Source organism: Gimesia sp., assembly GCF_040219335.1.
Classification (GTDB): Bacteria; Planctomycetota; Planctomycetia; order Planctomycetales; family Planctomycetaceae; genus Gimesia.
The window spans coordinates 60854-80318 of record NZ_JAVJSQ010000014.1; the positions used below are offsets into that span (position 1 = coordinate 60854).

Annotated in this window: 16 protein-coding genes; 5 read left to right on the plus strand and 11 right to left on the minus strand. The window is 52.1% G+C overall.

Annotation, left to right across the window (positions count from 1 at the left end; translation table 11 throughout):
• Positions 1-22 precede the first annotated feature (22 nt).
• Positions 23-1405 (plus strand): hypothetical protein, encoded by a 1383-nt coding sequence (locus tag RID21_RS11795; protein ID WP_350189113.1) that lies wholly within the window; start codon positions 23-25, stop codon positions 1403-1405.
• Positions 1406-1434: 29 nt separating this feature from the next.
• Here the strand turns inward: RID21_RS11795 and RID21_RS11800 are convergent, their stop codons facing one another.
• From RID21_RS11800 to RID21_RS11820, 5 genes are all read right to left on the minus strand, one after another.
• Positions 1435-2970, minus strand: a complete 1536-nt coding sequence (locus RID21_RS11800; RefSeq protein ID WP_350189115.1) for an HTTM domain-containing protein — start codon at positions 2968-2970, stop codon at positions 1435-1437.
• Between the two features lie 76 nt (positions 2971-3046).
• On the minus strand, positions 3047-3715 hold the full coding sequence (locus RID21_RS11805; RefSeq protein ID WP_350189117.1) for a hypothetical protein: 669 nt from the start codon (positions 3713-3715) through the stop codon (positions 3047-3049).
• Positions 3716-3939: 224 nt separating this feature from the next.
• Positions 3940-5463 (minus strand): uroporphyrinogen-III C-methyltransferase, encoded by a 1524-nt coding sequence (cobA, locus tag RID21_RS11810; protein ID WP_350189119.1) that lies wholly within the window; start codon positions 5461-5463, stop codon positions 3940-3942.
• Positions 5464-5551: 88 nt separating this feature from the next.
• A complete protein-coding gene (locus RID21_RS11815) occupies positions 5552-6751 on the minus strand; it encodes a DUF1207 domain-containing protein (RefSeq protein WP_350189121.1) in 1200 nt (399 codons plus the stop codon).
• A gap of 380 nt (positions 6752-7131) precedes the next feature.
• Positions 7132-7794, minus strand: a complete 663-nt coding sequence (locus RID21_RS11820; RefSeq protein ID WP_350189123.1) for a hypothetical protein — start codon at positions 7792-7794, stop codon at positions 7132-7134.
• 332 nt (positions 7795-8126) lie between these two features.
• On the opposite strand from RID21_RS11820, the gene RID21_RS11825 reads away from it, so the two are divergent.
• From RID21_RS11825 to RID21_RS11835, 3 genes are all read left to right on the plus strand, one after another.
• Positions 8127-9023, plus strand: coding sequence for an ABC transporter permease (locus RID21_RS11825; protein WP_350189125.1), 897 nt, complete (start codon positions 8127-8129; stop codon positions 9021-9023).
• A 49-nt stretch (positions 9024-9072) separates the two neighbouring features.
• Positions 9073-10416: a Trk system potassium transporter TrkA gene (trkA, locus tag RID21_RS11830; protein ID WP_145044767.1), complete on the plus strand. Its 1344-nt coding sequence runs from the start codon at positions 9073-9075 to the stop codon at positions 10414-10416.
• Positions 10417-10585: 169 nt separating this feature from the next.
• Positions 10586-10990 (plus strand): PilZ domain-containing protein, encoded by a 405-nt coding sequence (locus RID21_RS11835; protein ID WP_350189127.1) that lies wholly within the window; start codon positions 10586-10588, stop codon positions 10988-10990.
• A gap of 18 nt (positions 10991-11008) precedes the next feature.
• On the opposite strand, the gene RID21_RS11840 is transcribed toward RID21_RS11835, so the two are convergent.
• From RID21_RS11840 to RID21_RS11860, 5 genes are all read right to left on the minus strand, one after another.
• Positions 11009-11761 (minus strand): SDR family NAD(P)-dependent oxidoreductase, encoded by a 753-nt coding sequence (locus tag RID21_RS11840; protein WP_350189129.1) that lies wholly within the window; start codon positions 11759-11761, stop codon positions 11009-11011.
• Between the two features lie 142 nt (positions 11762-11903).
• Entirely contained in the window at positions 11904-14048 is a 2145-nt protein-coding gene (locus RID21_RS11845; protein ID WP_350189131.1) for a DUF1549 and DUF1553 domain-containing protein, read from the minus strand.
• Positions 14041-14607, minus strand: coding sequence for a sigma-70 family RNA polymerase sigma factor (locus tag RID21_RS11850; protein WP_350189133.1), 567 nt, complete (start codon positions 14605-14607; stop codon positions 14041-14043). The genes RID21_RS11845 and RID21_RS11850 overlap by 8 nt, the downstream gene beginning before the upstream one ends.
• A 126-nt stretch (positions 14608-14733) precedes the next feature.
• Complete coding sequence (locus RID21_RS11855) at positions 14734-16008, minus strand: DUF1501 domain-containing protein (RefSeq protein ID WP_350189135.1); 1275 nt, start codon at positions 16006-16008, stop codon at positions 14734-14736.
• A gap of 63 nt (positions 16009-16071) precedes the next feature.
• Complete coding sequence (locus tag RID21_RS11860) at positions 16072-17718, minus strand: DUF1549 domain-containing protein (RefSeq protein WP_350189137.1); 1647 nt, start codon at positions 17716-17718, stop codon at positions 16072-16074.
• A gap of 408 nt (positions 17719-18126) precedes the next feature.
• On the opposite strand from RID21_RS11860, the gene RID21_RS11865 reads away from it, so the two are divergent.
• Positions 18127-18921 carry an SDR family NAD(P)-dependent oxidoreductase gene (locus RID21_RS11865; RefSeq protein WP_350189139.1) on the plus strand — a complete coding sequence of 265 codons (795 nt, stop codon included), beginning with the start codon at positions 18127-18129 and terminating at the stop codon, positions 18919-18921.
• A gap of 2 nt (positions 18922-18923) precedes the next feature.
• Here the strand turns inward: RID21_RS11865 and RID21_RS11870 are convergent, their stop codons facing one another.
• Positions 18924-19406 (minus strand): PilZ domain-containing protein, encoded by a 483-nt coding sequence (locus RID21_RS11870; protein ID WP_350189141.1) that lies wholly within the window; start codon positions 19404-19406, stop codon positions 18924-18926.
• Positions 19407-19465: the final 59 nt, after the last annotated feature.

Genomic DNA, 19465 nt, shown 5'->3' on the forward strand with positions numbered 1-19465 from the left:
ACTCGCTTCAGGAAACAGCCACATGCAGTGCCGACACCGAATCTCCTCGACATCTTTACTCATCCTGGCCGTTTCTCTTAGCGTGCGATCTCTGTTCGCCGGCGATCTGCAAATTGTTCCTTTCAATCAGGATGTCACTCCTGAGTTGGGACAGCCTGTGGCATATGCTCCAGCGCGGAAAATTGTGACGCCCCTATATGCCCGGGGAGTGGTCCTGCTCTCTGATGAAGCGCCGGTCGTTCTGTGTGCCGTGGATGCGATTGGCATTGGAAACGAAGGCTACGATACCTGGCGTGAAAAGCTGGCTGAAGCTGCCGGAACCACACCGGAGCGGGTTGCCGTTCATTCCCTGCATCAACACGACGCCCCCCGGATCGATTTTGCCACCGGTCGTATCCTGGAGAACGAGGGACTGGGAGGCTTGAAATACGACAATGCCTACGGTCTGCAGTACATCCAGAAAGTGGCGAGTGCCATTCGTACGGGTTTAAAACAACCACAAAAGGTAACACATCTGGGTATTGGCAAAGCAAAAGTCAACAAGGTGGCATCGAATCGCAGACTGCTGGGCGATGATGGCAAAGTGCGACTGATGCGCTGGAGCAAGTCAAAAGCCCCTGAAGCGATAAATGCACCGGAAGGAGTGATTGATCCCTACCTGCGTTCAATCTGTTTCTGGAACGGTGAGAAACCGATCGCTGTTCTGAACTACTATGCGACGCATCCCCAAAGCTATTACGGTCAGGGAGATGTCAATTATGAATTTGTCGGCATGGCCCGGGAGGCACGCAATGAGGCATTACCAGGTACACTCAACGTTTACTTCAACGGCGCTGCAGGCAATATTGCCGCCGGCAAGTACAACAATGGCGAGCCTGAAATGCGTCCAGTTCTCGCACAGCGAATTGAGAAAGCCATGCAGCTGGCATTTGAGACTCAACAGAAAGTTGCTGTGAATCCCGAGGACCTGCACTGGAAGACCGAAATGACAGCGCTACCCGTCGCGTCACACCTGGATCCTGAACAGCTCAAGTCAATCATCGAGGACGCAAGTAAAACTCCGCGCGAACGAGCCTCGGCTGCATTCAACCTGGTCTGGTACCAGCGGGCCAGCCAGGGACATCAGATTCCCATCACCTGCCTGCACCTCAAATCAGCTTCGATCCTGCATCTGCCGGGTGAACTGTTCATCGAATATCAGCTGAAAGCACAGGAACTGGCTCCCGGCCGAACGGTCTGCCTGGCGGCCTACGGTGACTATGGTCCGGGCTACATCTGCACCGAAATCGCTTACAGCCAGGGAGGCTATGAGTCGAGCCCCCGCGCCAGCCGGGTTGCACCACAAGTCGAAACGGTATTAAATACCGTGATCGAAAAACTGCTCAAGTCGGCACCGGAGCAGTAAGCTCACAACTCCGGTAGCCGGCTCCCTCTTCAGTTCGCCATGGCCGAAAGTTTGGGAAGCAGAGTTACTGATCGTCGCATCACTTCTACACCCTTCGATTTGACGGAAATATAATATTTCCCGGGTGCCAGGATCTCCTCGGGATAGAACTGGAAGATGGCCCGCAAGTTTTCCCGGGTCGCAATCTGACCGGTGCGATATACGATGCGGCCACTCTCTTCACAGAGATGACAGTCCACCCAGAGATCTTCATGAGGCGGGTTCAGACTGCATTGAACGAGAATTGATTCTCCCAGTTCAAATTCAGATTTGCGGTTGATCAACCAGCCACCCACCATCTGCGTTCCGACATCGACAGAGAGAAACTTGTCTTTTTCACGCATCGTCTGTTCGGGCCTGAGCATCTCCGCTACAAGTTCCGGCTCGACTTCGTGCAGCGTCATCCGGCCTTCGGGGCGACGGATTCCATACAGATCCTGCTCGTATTCAGCATAAACTCCCAGAGCCAGTACTGCCGCGATTCCGGTGACCCAGGCAGTGGGTGATTTCCAGCTGGCAACCGGCTGGGGGCGGAACTGTTCAATCAGAGCTCTGCAACGGTCCAGGTTACGCTGGAACCAGCCTCCCCGGCGATAGAGTCTCCGCAGACGGGCAGACACCCATTGCACATCCGATTCTTTCAGGAAACAGAAATAGATCGCGATGGAAATCATCGGGAAGATGTAAAGCCCTAGTGAGAACAGCGTACCGATATGGAACGACGCTCCCAGAGCCAGTGCGATGGGACGTCCCCATTTACGCCAGACTACAAAGATGAAGACAATTTCCCAGACAATCGCCACGTAGGACATCACCGATACAATAATCGGGTACAGCGTGAGATATTCTCCCAGTGGATGCGGGTTATTATAGCGGGACATGGCCCAGTAAATGATCTGATCCCCTTCCAGGTACCCAGGCGTATGCAGCTTTGTAATCGCAGCACCGAAGTAAATCAGGGCGATCAGAATCTGCATCAATCGCTGCGGCCAGACTTCAAAGCGGGGTGGATCCAGTTTCGCATACTGGGGCCAGTTGCGTGCTGCTCTCTTCCCTTTCAGCCAGCTGTCAACCGACCAGACGGCACCACAATGAGACAGGGAGAGAATAAACAGGACATGGGTAGAGATGGCCGAATATTTGGTCGCCATGCTGATACAGTCCATAAAACAGAAGTAGGTATAGAGGATCAGGGACGCAACCAGCGAGAAGCGCGTCATCCAGCCAATACTGCTGCAGAACAGGAAGAATGCCAGGGCGGTAAATAGTCCAACGGCGACCGTGCCGGGCAGCACGGGAAGGTAGTCATAATAACGAAACAGGTCTGCCAGTGGTGCAGGAGCGCCATCTGCAGAAAACAGTTCCCGGGCAAAAGGCCAGCGGGTGCAGACGGTTCCCAGCAGAACCAGGGGAACCAGCATCCGGACAATCGCCAGTCCATAAGGTACTTCTTTTGCAAAAAAGAACTGACGGAAGCGATCACGAAGTTTTCCGGTTTGTGTTGAAATCACTTCTGGAGCATCCATGCTTGCAATCCTGTTTATTGTAGCGAATCGAAATCAAAAGAATGGGAAACGGCAGATACCGCTGAAATCAGGTTTCTCAGTTACCGACGGGCGAAGAGAGATGCACGGGAACATCCGGATCATGCTGGAAGCCGGCATCCATGACCTGCTGACCGACGGTTGTCGCGAAGAACGAACGCCCACGATTCATATCTGATAAGAGACGTGGATTATCACTGACCTGCAGCGTTCGCTGACGCGTCAACCAGGGCACATAGGTTTGTGCGACCATCCCATCCGGAGTAATGACTTTTCTCAGACGATAATAGTTCTGAAAGTCCTTCTGCTCCTCATAGCGTTGATCCCAGACGGCATCGGGCAGATTATATTTCTTGCACCAGGCTTCCTCGATGCACATGATCCGCAGCATCGGTTCGTGATCCGTTTTATCGAGCGTATTCATCGCCATGCGGACCCAGGCATCCCCTGTCGTATCGTAGTGACGACGTCCCAGTCCTCCATAGGGGTAGTAATCACCCCAAGGCCCGGGAGACAGTTCGTAATACTTGCCGCTGATCCCTTCCCCAATGATGTGTGTGCGGATCGAATAAGCGGACCAGCCACAGAACATATCCCAGACGATGTAGTACATCCCGGGATGACTGCCGGTACGAAATGTGAATGTGTGACAGAAAATGCCAAACAGCAAAATACCGATATATCCGGTGATTGTCAGACAGCTTAAGCCGCGTTTTAATAATCGCATCAGTGTCGCCTTCCCTGGCTCAACAGTGAGATCAATTTTTGTAAGACTTTGTCAAAACGAAGATTACAAGCACGTGGATTCGGCAGCTTCTGCCGGAAATCGCCTGGAATCTTCGTTCTCAGAGGCGGCAATATCGCTGATCTTGGATCTCAGGTCAATAGCAACCTCTTTGTCCGATTTAAGTCACTAATGAGATAGCCATTGAGAGGATTCAAAGGGCTGCATCAACGGGAAACGTGCTTTTGAATCGCAGCAAAGATCCCGTCCCAGAGATACTCTTCCGCTTCTGCATCAATCTGCAAACCGACGTCTTTCGCAGCCTGAGTTGTCACGGGGCTGATACTGACCAGACGGGTTCTACTTCCCAGATGCTGACGGATATTATCAGTCAACAGCCGACTGAAATTACGGGCAATCGAAGGGCTGCTGAGTCCAATCCAGTCGATCTCTCCTGATTCCAGCAGTTCCAGGCTCTCAATTTCCCAGCTGGCGACATCGTGATTTTCGTAAACCACAATCTTATCGACCGTCGCGGAAACTTCTGCTAGCTCTGTCTGCAAGACTTCACGGCCCCGGTTGGCTCCCGCCCAAAGAATCTTCTGACCTTGGACCAGTGGCTTCAGGGCCGCGGCCAATGCTTCGGCCCGGTACTGATCGGGAATCAGATCCGCCCGCAAATGAAACTGCTGCAGCGCCTCCGCAGTCGAGGGACCGATGGTCGCGATCTTGAGCCGGGCTAGTTTCCGCGCATCATAGCCTGTTTCCCACAAGCGGTTCAGAAAATAGTGAACTCCGTTCGCGCTGGTAAAGACCAGCCATTGATATTCATCTAAACCCGCGATGGCGGCATCCACTGGTTCCCAGTCCGCGGGAGGACCGATTTCGATGGTCGGTAACAGTACCGGTTGCGCCCCCAGTTCCAGAGCCCGTTTGATTTCTGGCTCTGACTGTTCTTCAGCACGGGTAATTCCAATCCGCAGACCGAATAAGGGTTTTTGTTCGAACCAGGCAATCTGATCGCGCAGGGAAACACAATCGCCGATGACGATCAGTGAGGGGGCCACCAGGCCTGCCTGTCTGACCTGTTCGGGAAGTTGCGAAAGTGTACTTTGAACGGTTTTCTGAAAGGGAGTCGTCCCACGACTGATAACCGCAGCAGGCGTCTCCTCTGCTTTTCCGACCTGCATCAGAGATTCGACAATCCGCTCCAACTTATGCAGCCCCATGTAGAACACCAGCGTTCCGGGGAATTTTGCCAGGACGTCATAGTCCAGTGAAGAATCTGGCTTGGTGGGGTCTTCATGACCGGTGATCAGTGCGACCGCAGATGCATGTGCCCGATGGGTCACCGAGATCCCGGCGTAGCCGGCGGCAGCGGTTGCTGCTGTAATTCCTGGTACGACCTCAAATTCGATGCCCGCATTCCGCAAAGCAGCGGCTTCTTCACTGCCGCGACCGAATATAAAGGGATCTCCCCCTTTGAGGCGAACGACGGTCTTTCCTTCCAGGGCAGCGGAAATCAGACGCTGGTTGATTTCGTCCTGCTGCAGTACGCGTCGGTTTTTACAACCTTCCGAGACGCGACAGGTTCTTTCAACTTCCGAGGAAACATGCTGCAGGATCAGGGGATTCACTAATCCGTCATACAGAATCAGGTCTGCCTTTTGCAGGCACTCTATCCCCTTGAGGGTAATCAACCCAGGGTCGCCCGGACCGGCGCCCACTAAATAAACTTTCCCCCCTGCCATCAGATCTGTTTCGCTCCCTGACTGTAAAAATACCTGGTTTAACGGTCAGCCGAGTATTATAGCAGAGAATCTGAGGATAGCGAGTTGCTTAGAAATCGTACCAGGTACCAAATCCAAAGAACTGTTCGGAGTTATTATAGAACTGATACTGGATGGTTTTTCCGTCGATATACTGCAGACCAACGCGGAACAGGTGATTGTTCCGGTCACCACGCCACTGCCAGCCGACCATCATACTGACGTTACCACCCCAGTTGACTTCCTCGCGCAGATATGCGTTCACAGCCCAGAAGGGGGCTCCCTGAAAGCCATTGTGTTCGACAGGACTGAACTCAGCACCAAACTGCAGTTCCCAGGGCTGTGCCCCACCATCGACGTTAAAGGCGTATCCAAGTTCGGCATACAAACGTAAATCGGGATCCGGGAAATAACCGCCCCCCAACACAAACGCATCACGTACGTAATTGATGCGCTGAAAGCTGGGGTTGCGCACCATGTATTCATCGCCGGCATGCGAACTGGTATGATAATAGGCGAGCTTTGCCTGATAGGCACCACGTCTCCAGGTCAAAGGGACCCCAACGCGATAATCGGTCGCTTCAACATCAAATTCTTCTTCCAGATTCAGACGGGGAGGGCCTGCGCCTTCTACATCCAGCTGCCAACCTTCCAGCACATCATCGTTTAATGAACCATAACGCAGAATCCCGACGCGGGCCCCTGCTTCCAGTTCCAGCTGCCAGCCGATGTCTTTTTCATGCAGCACGGCCATGGCCATTCGAGGTTCTTTGGGCCCCGCCAGATACGAAGTATACAGCAGGTCTGTCGGCAGGACGGTCCAGCCCCAGCAGTTTTCCTGACAGAGTTGTTCAATCGAGTCCGTGTAACTGCCAGCTGGCTCTGGGATGGTCTCCAGGGTGGAAAATTCTGGATCTTCCGCCAGCAGGTCGGGACCGTAAAGAGTATCCGTCGCCTGAACCTGTCGAATCTGGGTCACGCTTTTACGCGAACTGACACTGTCCTGGGCATAAAGTGGAGGCAAGCGATCTGCAATTCCCCGGTTCCAGTCTGCGGACCGGACCGGCGAGGACTCATGTAGCGGAGCACCTAACTGTATCGGGTTACCAGCCGGTGATGCATATTGTTTTTCCAGAAACGCTTGAGCCTGTGTGGGATGCGAAGGGGGCTGTCTCTGCTGAATGGCATGCGGTGAAGGAGCCAGAAAGGGCCTTTGACTGTTTGGCTGCTGTGCCTGCAACTCCGTTTGAGCAGCGCAGAAAGACAGCACCAACAGCATCATTGTCTGTATGGATGATGGATAAAATAACCTCACCTGTGAGGCTCCTTAGGTGAACCTCAGCAGAAGATTGCTGAGACTGTATTGTAGTTATGAGTGAGAGAGGATCAGGAGATCTGAAAATTGAGAGAGAGGTGGTTACAGATGAGATGATCCGTGGAAGTGGGACGGAGTATAGCGAGATGTGCAAGGTCAGAAAAGGCGAATTCGGCCTGGATCCGGAATCAGACAGTTCCCTGTCTGATTCCGATATATATCTGATAAGTCATTACTGAATAATCACTTGCATGCCGAACCAATTTATGCAATCCCCAGATCGCACCGGGCATGACCGACAAGAATTTTCAGAAAAAAATGATTCTGAACGCAAATTACTTGATATGTAGACTGTCTTTATCACTCATCTGCAGAACCTGACCATGGTGCAGCGTTTTGACGACTAATCCCGCATCGGTAAAGAATCGGATCTGAGCGGTATAATGAAATTCGTGTGATTCTCCCGCTCGCAGGCGATACGGCCCTGTCCAGGGCATGGAAGGTCCCTTCAATTCATATAACAACGGAGTCTTCGTCGTATTGACAATTTTGGTAGCTGGAACCTGAGTTCCTTCCAGAATTGTGAAGAAGTAAGAATTATGTACCGGGTCTCTCTCCACAAACCAGTGATCCCGCACCTGGTTCAGCCATTCAGCCTGAGCCCGTTCCTGGTCTTCTGTCAGTTCAGCAAAACGAGAATATTCTGCCAGTAAAAGTTTGGCGATTTTGGCAGATTCCGATTTCGGATACAGGCGAATCACCTTGGCGGCAATCCGCTTCTGTTGTGAAAGCACCAGCTTCTCCACACCTTTCAGAAGTTCCTGAGCAGCCTGCTCCTGCTCCTCGGGAGTCAGTTCGGCCGGCTTGGCATCTGTGGCAAACGGATCTTTTTGGGCATAGACAGATGGTGAAATGAGTGTCACCCCGACCAGCAGCACCAGAACAGAGAGCACAGAATGTTTGAAAGACTGTTTTTTCGAGTAGATGACCGGGGTCATAGATCTCACCTCAGCAATAACAACACGGATATCAAAACACGTACCTTTAATGTACACGGTAAACCGGAGGTGAGCCGATTTCACCTGTTGAAACCAGTCGATTTTTTATACAGAATCGAGCTGACGTCGATTTCTTTTCCGTCAGAGGTGTCTTCCGTACATTCTTCACAAGCACATTATCCCCAATAAGTTAACAATCGAATGGAAATTCATGTTTCTGATCAGGTGGCCAGAGCAGACATCTCCGGTCAAATCGCATAAAATAGACACGACGACTGGGAAGAGAAATTGTCCTTGGGGCAGTTCAGATTTCATAGAAAGATTATCTACCAATGGCCAGCAACTCCCGCCCTCAATATGGGCGTGTCTGGATTACTTTTCTGCGTAACTCACTGATTCGTGAAATGACCTTTCGTGGTAACCTGATAATCACGATTGTCACCCGTGGATTCTGGTTCGCAGCGCAGTTGATTCTGTTCGATATCATTTACCGCAACGTCAATTCCATTAATGACTGGACACGCGAAGAATATTTCGCGTTCATGGCGACCGGGATGTTGATCAATGCGATCGTGGAAACATTTTTCATGCCCAACTGCGCCAACTTCAGCGAATTGATCAGGAATGGAAATCTGGACTTCGTCCTGCTTAAGCCCATCGATACGCAGTTCCTGGTTTCATTTGAAAAAGTTAATCTGGCAATGTTAAATCAGATTGTGCTCGCGGGAGCCCTGCTGCTCTACGCGCTGGCACATACGACGCAACTCGAACCGGCGCTGTCAGTACTGCAGTATCAGATTCAGGCGGGACAATGGAGCTGGCTGCTCCACCTCTGTCTGCTGGGCACGGGACAGATCCTGATGTATTGTCTGCTGCTGATGATTGGTGTCGCCTTTTTCTACAGCCTGATGATTGCGCTGGCCAGCAGCAGTATCTGGTTCGGGCGGAATCAGGGCCTGTATGACTTCTGGTTTTATATTACCGTGTTTGCCCGTTATCCACGCAGTATTTATAGTGGCTCTCCCACTGGAGAGATCCTGCAGTTCGCCTTTTCGTATGTAATCCCGATCCTGCTGGTCGTTACAATCCCAGCTCGTCAATTACTTTCTAAAGCGCTTGAGCCATCTTGGATTACACTGGTCTCTATTTCAATTACCCTGGTGCTGCTGTTTGTTTCGCGTTGGATTTTCAAATGGTCTCTGAACAGTTATCGCAGTGCCAGCAGTTGATATAGCGAGCCTGACCACTAGACTGAAACTGTTTACTGTTGAGTAGAATATGAATATTGTCATCATGGGTGCGGGAACTGTGGGCACATTTGTCGCTGACACGCTCTGCGCCGAACAACATAACGTCACCATCATTGACCAGTCGCGCCGTGCCCTGGAACAGATTGAAGAACGGGTCGACGTGCAGACCATCTGTGGCTCTGCCTGTGATTCCGCCATCCTCTTTCAGGCAGGTGTCCTGGGAGCAGACCTGTGTCTGGCGGTAACCAGCCAGGACGAAGTCAACATGGTTGGCGCCAGCCTTGCCAAAGCCATGGGTTCCCGACGTTGTGTCGCCCGGGTGTTCAATCACGCCTATCTGAATCTGAGCACCTTCGACTACCAGCGGCATTTCAACATCGACCGACTGCTCAGTCTGGAACATCTGACGGCCCTTGAACTCGCAAAGCAGATCGGAGAGCCGGGCCTGTTTGCGGTGGAGAACTTTGCCCGCGGCGAAGTTGTGATTCAGGTGCTCGACGTACAGCCCGGGGTCAAAGCGGACGGTGTGTTGCTCCGGAATCTTAAGCTGCCCAGCGGTGTACGCGTAGGCCTGATTTCGGACGGCAACAGTACGTCTATCGCTGGTGCAGATAATGTGATTGAAGCCGGGCAGATTGTGACGTTGATCGGCACCCAGGAGAACATCGATAAAGTACATCGCATGTTCCAGCACAAGCGGGCCTTGAAGTTCCGCGTCATTATCGCCGGCGGTGGAAATATCGGTTTCAACCTGGCGCGTATTCTGCAGAAGAAAGAATACTCGGTAACAATTCTCGAAACCGATCCGCAACGTTGTGAATTTCTCTCCCGACACCTGAGTTCCACAACCGTTCTGCACGCGGACGCAACCCGCCGCACGGAAATGGAAGAGGCTCGAGTCGGAAAGGCTGATGTTTTCGTCGCCGCGACCGGACGGGATGAGGATAACATCGTGTGTGGTGTGGAGGCCAAAGAGCTGGGAGCAGACCGCATCATGAGTATTGTGCGTCGGCCCGATTATGCCAACGTGCTGGAAAAACTGGGGATCGATGTCGCCGTCAGTCCCCGGGAAGTCATTACCCGTCAGATCATGGGAATGGTTCATTCCGGACCTGTGATCAGTCACTCAGAAATTGGCGGGGGCAACTCGCTGATCCTGGAAGTCGAGGTTCGAAAGAATTCTCCCATTACCCAGGCCAAGCTGAAGGATATCAAATTGAAGCAGGCACTGATTGCTGCGGTCGTGAAAGAGGACTGTGTCCGTGTACCCGGTGCCGATGATCAGATACAGTCGGGCGATACCGTAATTCTGTTGTGTGAGAAAGACAATCTGAACGAAATCCTGCCGCTGTTTAAAACGGTCAAACAGTAGAATCGGCACAGACTGCCCGGGTGTGATCTCCAGCAGAGATTCTCAAACTCTCTCCCATCCCGCTGCCGAATCTAGTCTATACTTCATATGCAGTGTTCTTAAACTTGGTCCCGGGATCTCTCTGCATAGACTGATTCTGATTTTCGAATACAGACAGCGGGTTGCGTTCATGATCGATCGTAGAAGTTCCAATAACCGGCGTTCCGGAGATGAACGTCGTAATTATGAGAGACTGGAAGCAGGCATCGAAGTCCGCCTGCTGAGATCCGGCAGCGGTTCAGGTCATGAACCTTTAGAGGGAACTGTAAGTGATGTTTCCGTTGACGGTCTGCGCATGCTGCTGGACGTGGCTTTGACCATCGAAGAGACACTGCTGGTACAGGTCCATAGTGCAGGCGAGCATCTATTTAACTCGACCGCTCGAGTCGTCTGGCAGAACCAGAATGGTTCCGGAAAATACGTCACAGGCTGTGAGCTGTGTGTGTTTCTGACCAACAAACAGTTTAAAACTCTCAAAGAGTTCATCGGTAACCAAATCACTCCTGTCTCACTGTCGCATGATCGACGTGGCTGAAACTTGGACTGACCGGTTTCAACCAATCGTATAGCCACCATCGACTACGATTTCCTGCCCGACAATAAAGCGCGCTGCATCGGAAACCAGAAACACGGCTGTTTCTGCGATGTCTTCCGGCTTCCCGAAACTACCGGATATTAAGCGCTGACTGATCTGCGTCGCGACTCCCGCCAGCTGTTCCTCATTCAGACCGACCTGACTCCAGATGGGAGTCTTGATCGGCCCCGGCGCGATTGAATTGACGCGAATGCCGCGCGGGCCCAGTTCCGCAGCCAGGGTCTGTGCCAGAGATTTTACCGCAGCCTTCGACGCCGAGTAGGCAGCCAGCCCTGGAAAGCCGACCTGAGTGAGAAAAGTGGAGATAAACAGAATCGAAGCGCCTTCGCTCAAATCCGGCAGGAAAGTGCGCACGGTCTGCAGGGCACCATGAAAATTCACATTAAAGGTTTCGTCGATTGCTGAACGCGAGGAGTCTTCAATCGGGATCACCCGTGCCAGCCCTGCGTTGGGCACCAGAATATCGACCCGCCCGAAGCGGCGCTTGGTTCCCTCGGAGAGTCGCAGCAGATCCTCGTCACTGGTCACATCCCCGTCGATAACCAGCGTTCGTGCCGGATAGCGGGCTTCCAGTTCTTCCAGCAATTCGCTCCGGCGGGCGAACACAACGACCTTGGCCCCTTCATTCAGAAAATGCTCTGCAATGGAGCGTCCAATGCCACTGCTTGCGCCTGTGATAACGGCAACCTTATTAAACAGACGATCGGTCATGAGCTCCCTCTGTGAGTCAAATCGCAGTCCGCGCTGCAGTAGTCCTCTCCTGCAGGGGTGAACGGTTCTCGCCGGAGAGAGTAGAAAACCTGCGATCAGCTATACCAGTTCATTCTTGCAATCGCAAGCTTCGGATCGCTGCTTAGTGGATGAGAATGAACTCATTGGAGTTGAGGTAGGCCCAGTAGACATCCTGGTAGCTCTGCTGAACTGCGATCTGGGGAGGCACGTTGCGGGAGGTCAGATACCGGGTCCGCTCCTTGACCAGCCGTTTGAGTTCGGTCAGTTCTCTGGATGTGGGATAACGCGTCAGCGCAGCCAGACTCAGTTTCTTGATGCGGGCATCAGGCGAGCGTTCTTTGATTGCCGAGGCCAGGATGGTATCTTTCCGATTATAATCCAGGCTATTCTGTACCAGGGGACCATTCATCATCAGCAGAGCCTGGGTGATGGTACCGTCGAAGGTGGTCGTTTCGTCATTCTCTTCATTCTGATGAGTGTAGACAAACTGCTGCAGCCATTGATCGCGTTTCTGCATCTTCTTCCAGGCCGACTGATAGTCAGTAACGATCTCCGCCGGATTGGTTGTTACCAGCAGTGAATCATAAAGCTGCTCTACCGTCATCTGCTTTACATACATCCGGCTGAAATTGGGAGTGCTGCCGTCATCCGGATCGTCGGATGCGTTATCGGCAGTAAACTGACTGCTGAGTCGATAGGCGTCTGACAGGCAGATCCACTGAATCAGCTGTTTGATGTTATAGTTACTATCAGCAAACTGCCGGGCCAGTTCGTCCAGCAGTTCGGGATGTGTGGGTGAATTGTGGTAGCCCATATCGTCGATCGGTCGAGTGAAACCGTAAGCGAAAAAGTGAGCCCACATCCGGTTGACCATCGCCCGCGCCAGTTGATCGGTTTTGCCGGAGGTCATGAGCTTCGCCAGCTCCTGACGACGATTTACATTCGGACCTTCGGGAATTTTCACACCGGCAAATTTAGGATAAGCGGGCTGCATCAATCCCTGTCGGGTTTCGTAAAACGTCGTACCGCCATCACGCAGGGAGACCAAAGCCAGTTGAGTCTGATCCTTTTCCCCTTTTTTGTCAGTCCGTTTTTTGCGTACGATCTTCGTCTGCTTGAAAAAACTGTTGATTTCCCAGAACTGACTCTGGGTGGCATCATTGAAGGGATGATTATGGCACTGCGTGCATTGAATCTGCGTTCCCAGGAACAGACGGGTTGTGATTGCGGTCGCTGGAACAGCCTGGTTGTTCAAATGAGCCAGCAGAAAGTTTGTGGCGCCGTTGCTATCGGCGTCACCTTCAGCAGCCACCAGATCGAATACGATATCATTCCAGGGACGGTTATCATCAAAGCTCTGTACCAGGAAATCCTGTAATGCACGGCGGTTAATTCCGCGCGAAGTGGACCGACCAATTAACAGACGGGTCCAGATCGTCGACCAGTTCGTTACGTAAGAGGGATTTTCCAGTAGCTTCTGAACCAGTTGCTGGTGTTTGTCAGGCTGTTTGGACTTCAGGAAGTTTTCGGCCTCTTCAGGTGTTGGAATGCGACCAATCACATCGAGGTAGACCCGACGGACCCACTCCGCGTCAGTGGCAGCAGGAGAAGGTGTAATATTCGCAGCCTGCCAGCCATCCTGAATCCGATGGTTGATAAAAGTAACGATCGCTTCATCAGACGCATCCGCAGGGAGCTTCTCTACCGGTGGTAATGCTTTCGGCTTGGCTGCCACCAGAGGCTGGTCTGTAAGCTGAGTGACGGTTCCATCCTGACGCAGTCGCAGCATGGGATGCTGTGAAGAATCGAACCGGGGAGACCGCCGTGTACCATCTTCAGTGACCAGCGTTTCCTCAGGCCCTGGTGTCAATTCAGACGGGGTTTGCTGGTTGTCAGCCAGTTGAGGTTCGGTGGAGGGTCCTCGAAATACATACCAGACCACAACCACCAGCCCCAGAACTGCAGTCGCTGCCAGCCCGGCCCGGGACAGCGATCTACGACGAACCTGATCATGAGGCTGCTTCAGCACCGGCAGCTCTGCGTCAGTAACAGGGGATGCAACGGCCATCTCAGCGTCGGAGCCTAGTGCCTGATCCCAGTACAGTGTTCCATGCAGGTGCGCATAATTCAGGTAGTACTGCATCGCGTCCGGATTGGAGAGAACGATCTCTTCCAGCCTCTGCTGCTCTTCAGCAGTCAGACGCTCCTCGCACAATGCTTCCATAAGCAAAGAAAGCTCAGCTAATTGTACTTCCTGCTTACTCATGACTATACGACTCAGCTGCAATGTAACGGTTAATGCATTCAAATAATGTGCGACGAACCCGGCCCAGTGACTGATAAACCGAATTCACAGGGCGTCCCAGATCGTCAGCCAACTCTTTTCCCTGATTACTTCCCTGATAACGTCTTTGAATCAGTTCACGGTCTTTTTTACGTAATTTCGCGAGGCAGAATGTCAGGGCATTCCGCCGTAGTTCGAACAGGTCCTGGTTCTCTTTGACGGCTTCTGCCACCTGTGAGACAAACTCATCACTGAACTGGTGCTTGTCGCGACCACGCTTTTTCCGATATTTCAGAATTTCATAATGTGCGATCTGGCAGGCCCAGGCAAAAAAATTGGTTCCGACCTCAAACTGATCTGCCTTCTTCCAGATAACCAGATTCGTATTCTGCAGAATCTCTTCCGCTTCCAGTGGATGTGGAATCATCGAGAGAATGTAGAGGTAGATACGTCGCTGATGCCTGGTAAACAGCGAAATGAATTCCCGACTCTCTTCCGATGACGTATCTGGAAAAGCAGGTAGATCGGTCGAACTGGTCAATGGACTGCCCAATCTTTTACATCAATTTCAAATATCACTTTCCAGCAGAAACGAGACTAAAACAGCGGAAGCCCCTGCGAGCATCCGCTGTTTTATGGCTTCATTCAGCTGATCATCAGACTGAGACTAACCGATCAGTTCTTTAATCGGAGTTCCACCATTGGCCAGCTTCATCGGACGACCTCGTTTTGAGGTATGTACGATATCCAGCGGAATACCCAGAGAGTGAGCTACAGTTGCCCACAGATCGCCGGGCAGGTAGCTCTTGCCTTCGATGCCGATACCATCGCTGTCGGTCTTACCGATGGCCTGACCGTTCTTCAGTCCGCCACCACCGACCATGGCGGTCCAGCTGGCGGCCCAGTGGTCACGACCGACGTTCTGGTTGATCCGCGGTGTACGACCAAACTCACCCATACAGACGATGGTCACATCATCCAGCATGCCGCGCTGTTTCAGGTCAGTCACCAGAGCAGAGATCCCTTTATCCAGCTGAGGCAGGTTCTGATTCTTAAGTGAATCAAATACGCCCTGATGCAGGTCCCAGCTGCCAACCGAAGCGGAGACTTCAACGAAAGGCACACCAACCTGGACCAGACGACGGGCCAGCAGCAGTCCCTGTCCGAAGTTGCCGGTACCGTAGGCGTCTTTGACAGCAGCTGGTTCCTGATCAACTTTGAAGGCTTCCATCTGGCTGGAAGTCATCAGGTTGACGGCTTTCTTGTAGATGTCCTTGTGAGAGTTGGCGGACTCACCACGCTTGGATTTAATGAATCCGGACTCCAGAACCTGGAGCATATCCAGCCGCTGACCCAGACGCTGTTTTTCAGCCATGTTGATATCAGCGTTCTGAATAGTTCCATTGCTGGACACTACGAATGGCGAGTGAGCCATTCCCAGGAAGCCGGCACTACCCCGGCTGCCCCCGACGGAAATGAACGAGGGGATATCCAGTTCTTTACGACGTGAACCGAGTTCGTAGCTGACCACCGAACCGAAGGTCGGGTGTACCACGGTGGGGTTAGGTACGTATGCAGAGTGCATGTAGTAGGTACCACGGGCATGGTCGGCTTCACGAGTACTCATGGAGCGAATCAGAGACAGGTTGTCCATGACCTGGGCGGTCTTGGGCATATGCTCAGAAATCTGCATATCACCTTTGGTGCTGATCGGCTTGAATTCACCGCCGTTCTTGGAACCTGGTTTCAGGTCCCAGATGTCTATCGTTGGTGGTCCACCCGGCATCCAGATCAGGATACAGGCTTTCTGCTGCTTCGTAACCTGAGCAGCATTGGCTTCCAGATGTGACAGGAAGTTCATGGTCGGAATCGCGGTCGCTGCGCCTGCGACGTGCTTCATGAAGTGCCGACGCGACATTCCGTAAGGGTTCATAATAGTCATGATAGTGGCCTTTTGCGAATAGGATCTTTGTTTATTGATTTGTCTTTAGCACGACGCTGTAGTTTAGTGATTGAAAATAAATTCGTTGGAATTCAGCAGAGCCCAATACAGGTCCTGGTAGGCGGCCAGTTTATCCGGAGACCGGGCAATCAGTCTCTGGGCACTGGTCACTTCCCGACGATCAGGATATCGGCTCAGAGTCGAGAGGAACATTTTGCGGATCTTATCCTGATCGTTCCCCTTCGACAGCAGCATCTGGTTCAGATAGCTGCCGCTCTCGGCGCTAATCGCGTTCTTGGTTAATTCTCCGTTCATCATCATCAGAGCTTGAGGAATAGTGCCGTTAAATGTGGTGGTGTCATCCCCGGAATCTGTATCGAAGGCAACCATAAACTGATTCATCCACTGACGACGCTGCTGTTCGGCCCGTTCCCAGTTGGACTGTCCGGACTTGTGAGCGCCTGTGGCGACAATGAGTGAATCATACAGCTGTTCGGCAGTCATATTCTTAACGTACATATGAGAGAACAGAGGAGTCTCTCCACGTTCAGGACTGTCAATTTCATTCTTGCCACCATACTGGCTGGTCAGGTTGTAAGCTTCACTGTTACAGATCCAGCGGGCCAGTTGCTTGAGGTCGTAATCTTTTTTGACCAGTTCTTCGGCCATTTTATTTAACAGTTCAGGGTGTGAGGCAGGGTTATGAGGCCCCATGTCATCCACGGGACGAGTGAAACCGTAGCCCATAAAATAACCCCACATCCGGTTGACAATCGCAGTGGCGATCAGAGGGCGATCTCCCTTTACGATCAGCTTGGAAAATTCCTTACGCCGTTCAACACCTGAATCAGGGCTGACTTTGACTTCTTCAAAGATCGGATAAGCAACCTGCATCAGACCCGAACGTTTTTCATAATAGACGGGACCATCAAATCCGGTGGCTACGATTTCCGAATAATCGTCAACCTGACGACCGGTTTTCGGGTCGGTCTTACGATGGTTCACACGTCGCATCTGACGGAAGAAACTGTTGTATTCCCAGAACTGGTTCTGTTTCCAGTCGTTAAACGGATGATTGTGACACTGGGTGCACTGCACCTGAATCCCCAGGAAGAGACGCGTTGTGGCAGCCGTGACCTGCACTGCTTCATCGTTATTCTGCATCTGGGCCAACAGGTAGTTAACTGCCCCGTTTTCCTCAAAATGCCCTTCCGCAGTTACGAGATCCTGAACGGTTTCATCCCAGGGGCGGTTTTTGGCAAACGCCTCACGCAGGAACTTTTGCATCCCGTTGCGGCTCACCCGTCGTGGAGTACGACGACCGATGAGCAGGTTTGTCCAGACATTCGTAAAGTTCTGCACATAGCCGGGATCGTCCAGCAACTGATCAATCACCTTAGATCGCTTGGCAGGGTCACGATCTTTGACAAATTTCTCAACCGTTTCTGCGGAAGGGATTTGACCTATCAGATCCAAGTGTACTCGACGAATCCACTCCTCGTCGGAAGCGACGGGAGAAGGATCGACTTCGTTGTCTTCCCAACCCTGACGCACCCGCTGGTTGATGAAGTCGATAAATGGATCAAAAGCCCCGGTGGAAAATGCCTTCGTTCTGCTCTCCGGACCTGCAGCATTGACGGCAGGCGACAGAGCGCTGGCACAAAGTAATAATGTGAAAACAACACTGAGTTGTTTAGAAAAACGACGCATTTTCGAGTACTCCACTGTTGTAAAAAAATGAGAGACTGAAGACGCTACAGCAGTCGCACCGGTATTGCTGTGCTCCACCAAATTGCGAAAAGAAAGCTGTCTCGCTACTGTAATAACTAACTCAAAGCGCAAAACATTCGAGGCGACTCTCAATAATATCTGGAAATTATGCCAATTACCTTACTATAGAGTACACGATTTTCCACAATTTCCAATGCGAATATCAATCATTTTTGATGCTAACTCTGAATCCCCGATGTAGCACATATCGACATAACACCCTGATATTATATACCTTATAAACGGTACCACCCATACATTTATCCCTCTTCAGGGAACCAGCGTCTTTATCCACCCGGGCCAAATGCAACACATGTATACATCAACCTAGAAAATCGAGATAAATCCATGCCAAACCAGTATCAGTTCCAAGACCAGGTAGTCATTATTACAGGTGCAGGAAACGGAATTGGTCGCGCTACCGCAATCATGATGGCGGAAGCCGGGGCTCACGTGTTCGCAGGGGACCTCAAACATCTCGCAGAAAACCGGGAACTGTTCGAGCGACTGGGAATCGTGGAAGTGACCTGTGATGTACGTCAGGAATCAGACGTACAGACACTGATCGAACAGGCCGTCAACCAGCATGGTCGCATAGATGTGCTGGTAAACAATGCCGGCATCGGCATGGTCAAACAGATCCATCTCGTCTCTGAAGAAGAGTGGGACGCCTGTATAGACACCAACCTGAAAGGGACCTTTCTGGGTTGCAAACATGCCATTAAACACATGCTGACCACTGGAGGGGGAGCAATTGTCAATACCGCCAGCAACGCGGGGCTGCTCCCGCGGGCGCATGACCCGGTTTACTCAATCAGCAAACACGCGGTCGTTGCCCTGACTGAAAGTCTGGGACTATGCCATGGAAAAGACAACATTCGAATCAACTGTGTCTGCCCGGGCCCGGTCGGAGAGACTGGCATGATGAATGATGACATAGCCAGAGCCGCTGACCCGGATGGGCTGACACAGTCCATGATCAACGCCAGCCCGATCGCTGCCGCCAACAAACGAATGATCAGCCCACAGGAAGTTGCATCTGCCATCTGTTACCTGGCCAGCCAAGACGCCCTGATGGTTTCCGGCACCGCTCTCCGCATTGATGGTGGCAAATCGCTGGGAGTACCACCACAGGCAAAGTAGTTTCAGCCTGCAAAACAGGAGGGAACGTGCTCTTTGAGCAACTGGATCTGCTGATCGGTCAACGGGGTCACCAGTTTGCAGTCGACGCGACGGAATTCGCTGTCCAGCGATTCACACCGTAAGACCTCTGCAGAAACATTCAATGTAAAATTCAGCTGCGTTTCTTCAACGCACAACTGGAGCTGTTCCCGCGGTTGAAATTCAGATCGGGCAGCGAAGGAAATCCCGTTGCGACTGACATTAATCGCATAGCCTTTTTTACCAGTCGCTTCCCCTGCAGAAGTCAGACCTGGTTCGTCCTGATTGAAGGCCAGAATGATGGCATCGCTTGCATGCCGGGGAAAGGCACGACGTTCACCGGGGTGCCCCTGCGAATGCTCGAAATGCCCTGCTTCGGGAGCGACAGGAGATTTTCTCTGTTCCAGTTTCTGCAGCAGACTTCCCCAGGTTCGACCCGTCGAAGTGGTGGCCACCCGAGTCGTCAACCCAGCAGCTCTTCTGCAATTGCGAAAAGAAACAGGTTCACTTTTTCGAGAGATTCCCG

Coding starts and splice junctions, on each gene's coding strand:
- cobA (WP_350189119.1), bottom strand. CDS start 5,463: ATGGCAGGGGGGAAAGTTTATTTAGTGGGCGCCGGTCCGGGCGACCCT.
- RID21_RS11795 (WP_350189113.1), top strand. CDS start 23: ATGCAGTGCCGACACCGAATCTCCTCGACATCTTTACTCATCCTGGCC.
- RID21_RS11860 (WP_350189137.1), bottom strand. CDS start 17,718: ATGCGTCGTTTTTCTAAACAACTCAGTGTTGTTTTCACATTATTACTT.
- RID21_RS11805 (WP_350189117.1), bottom strand. CDS start 3,715: ATGCGATTATTAAAACGCGGCTTAAGCTGTCTGACAATCACCGGATAT.
- RID21_RS11855 (WP_350189135.1), bottom strand. CDS start 16,008: ATGACTATTATGAACCCTTACGGAATGTCGCGTCGGCACTTCATGAAG.
- RID21_RS11825 (WP_350189125.1), top strand. CDS start 8,127: ATGGCCAGCAACTCCCGCCCTCAATATGGGCGTGTCTGGATTACTTTT.
- RID21_RS11865 (WP_350189139.1), top strand. CDS start 18,127: ATGCCAAACCAGTATCAGTTCCAAGACCAGGTAGTCATTATTACAGGT.
- trkA (WP_145044767.1), top strand. CDS start 9,073: ATGAATATTGTCATCATGGGTGCGGGAACTGTGGGCACATTTGTCGCT.
- RID21_RS11845 (WP_350189131.1), bottom strand. CDS start 14,048: ATGAGTAAGCAGGAAGTACAATTAGCTGAGCTTTCTTTGCTTATGGAA.
- RID21_RS11820 (WP_350189123.1), bottom strand. CDS start 7,794: ATGACCCCGGTCATCTACTCGAAAAAACAGTCTTTCAAACATTCTGTG.
- RID21_RS11835 (WP_350189127.1), top strand. CDS start 10,586: ATGATCGATCGTAGAAGTTCCAATAACCGGCGTTCCGGAGATGAACGT.
- RID21_RS11840 (WP_350189129.1), bottom strand. CDS start 11,761: ATGACCGATCGTCTGTTTAATAAGGTTGCCGTTATCACAGGCGCAAGC.
- RID21_RS11800 (WP_350189115.1), bottom strand. CDS start 2,970: ATGGATGCTCCAGAAGTGATTTCAACACAAACCGGAAAACTTCGTGAT.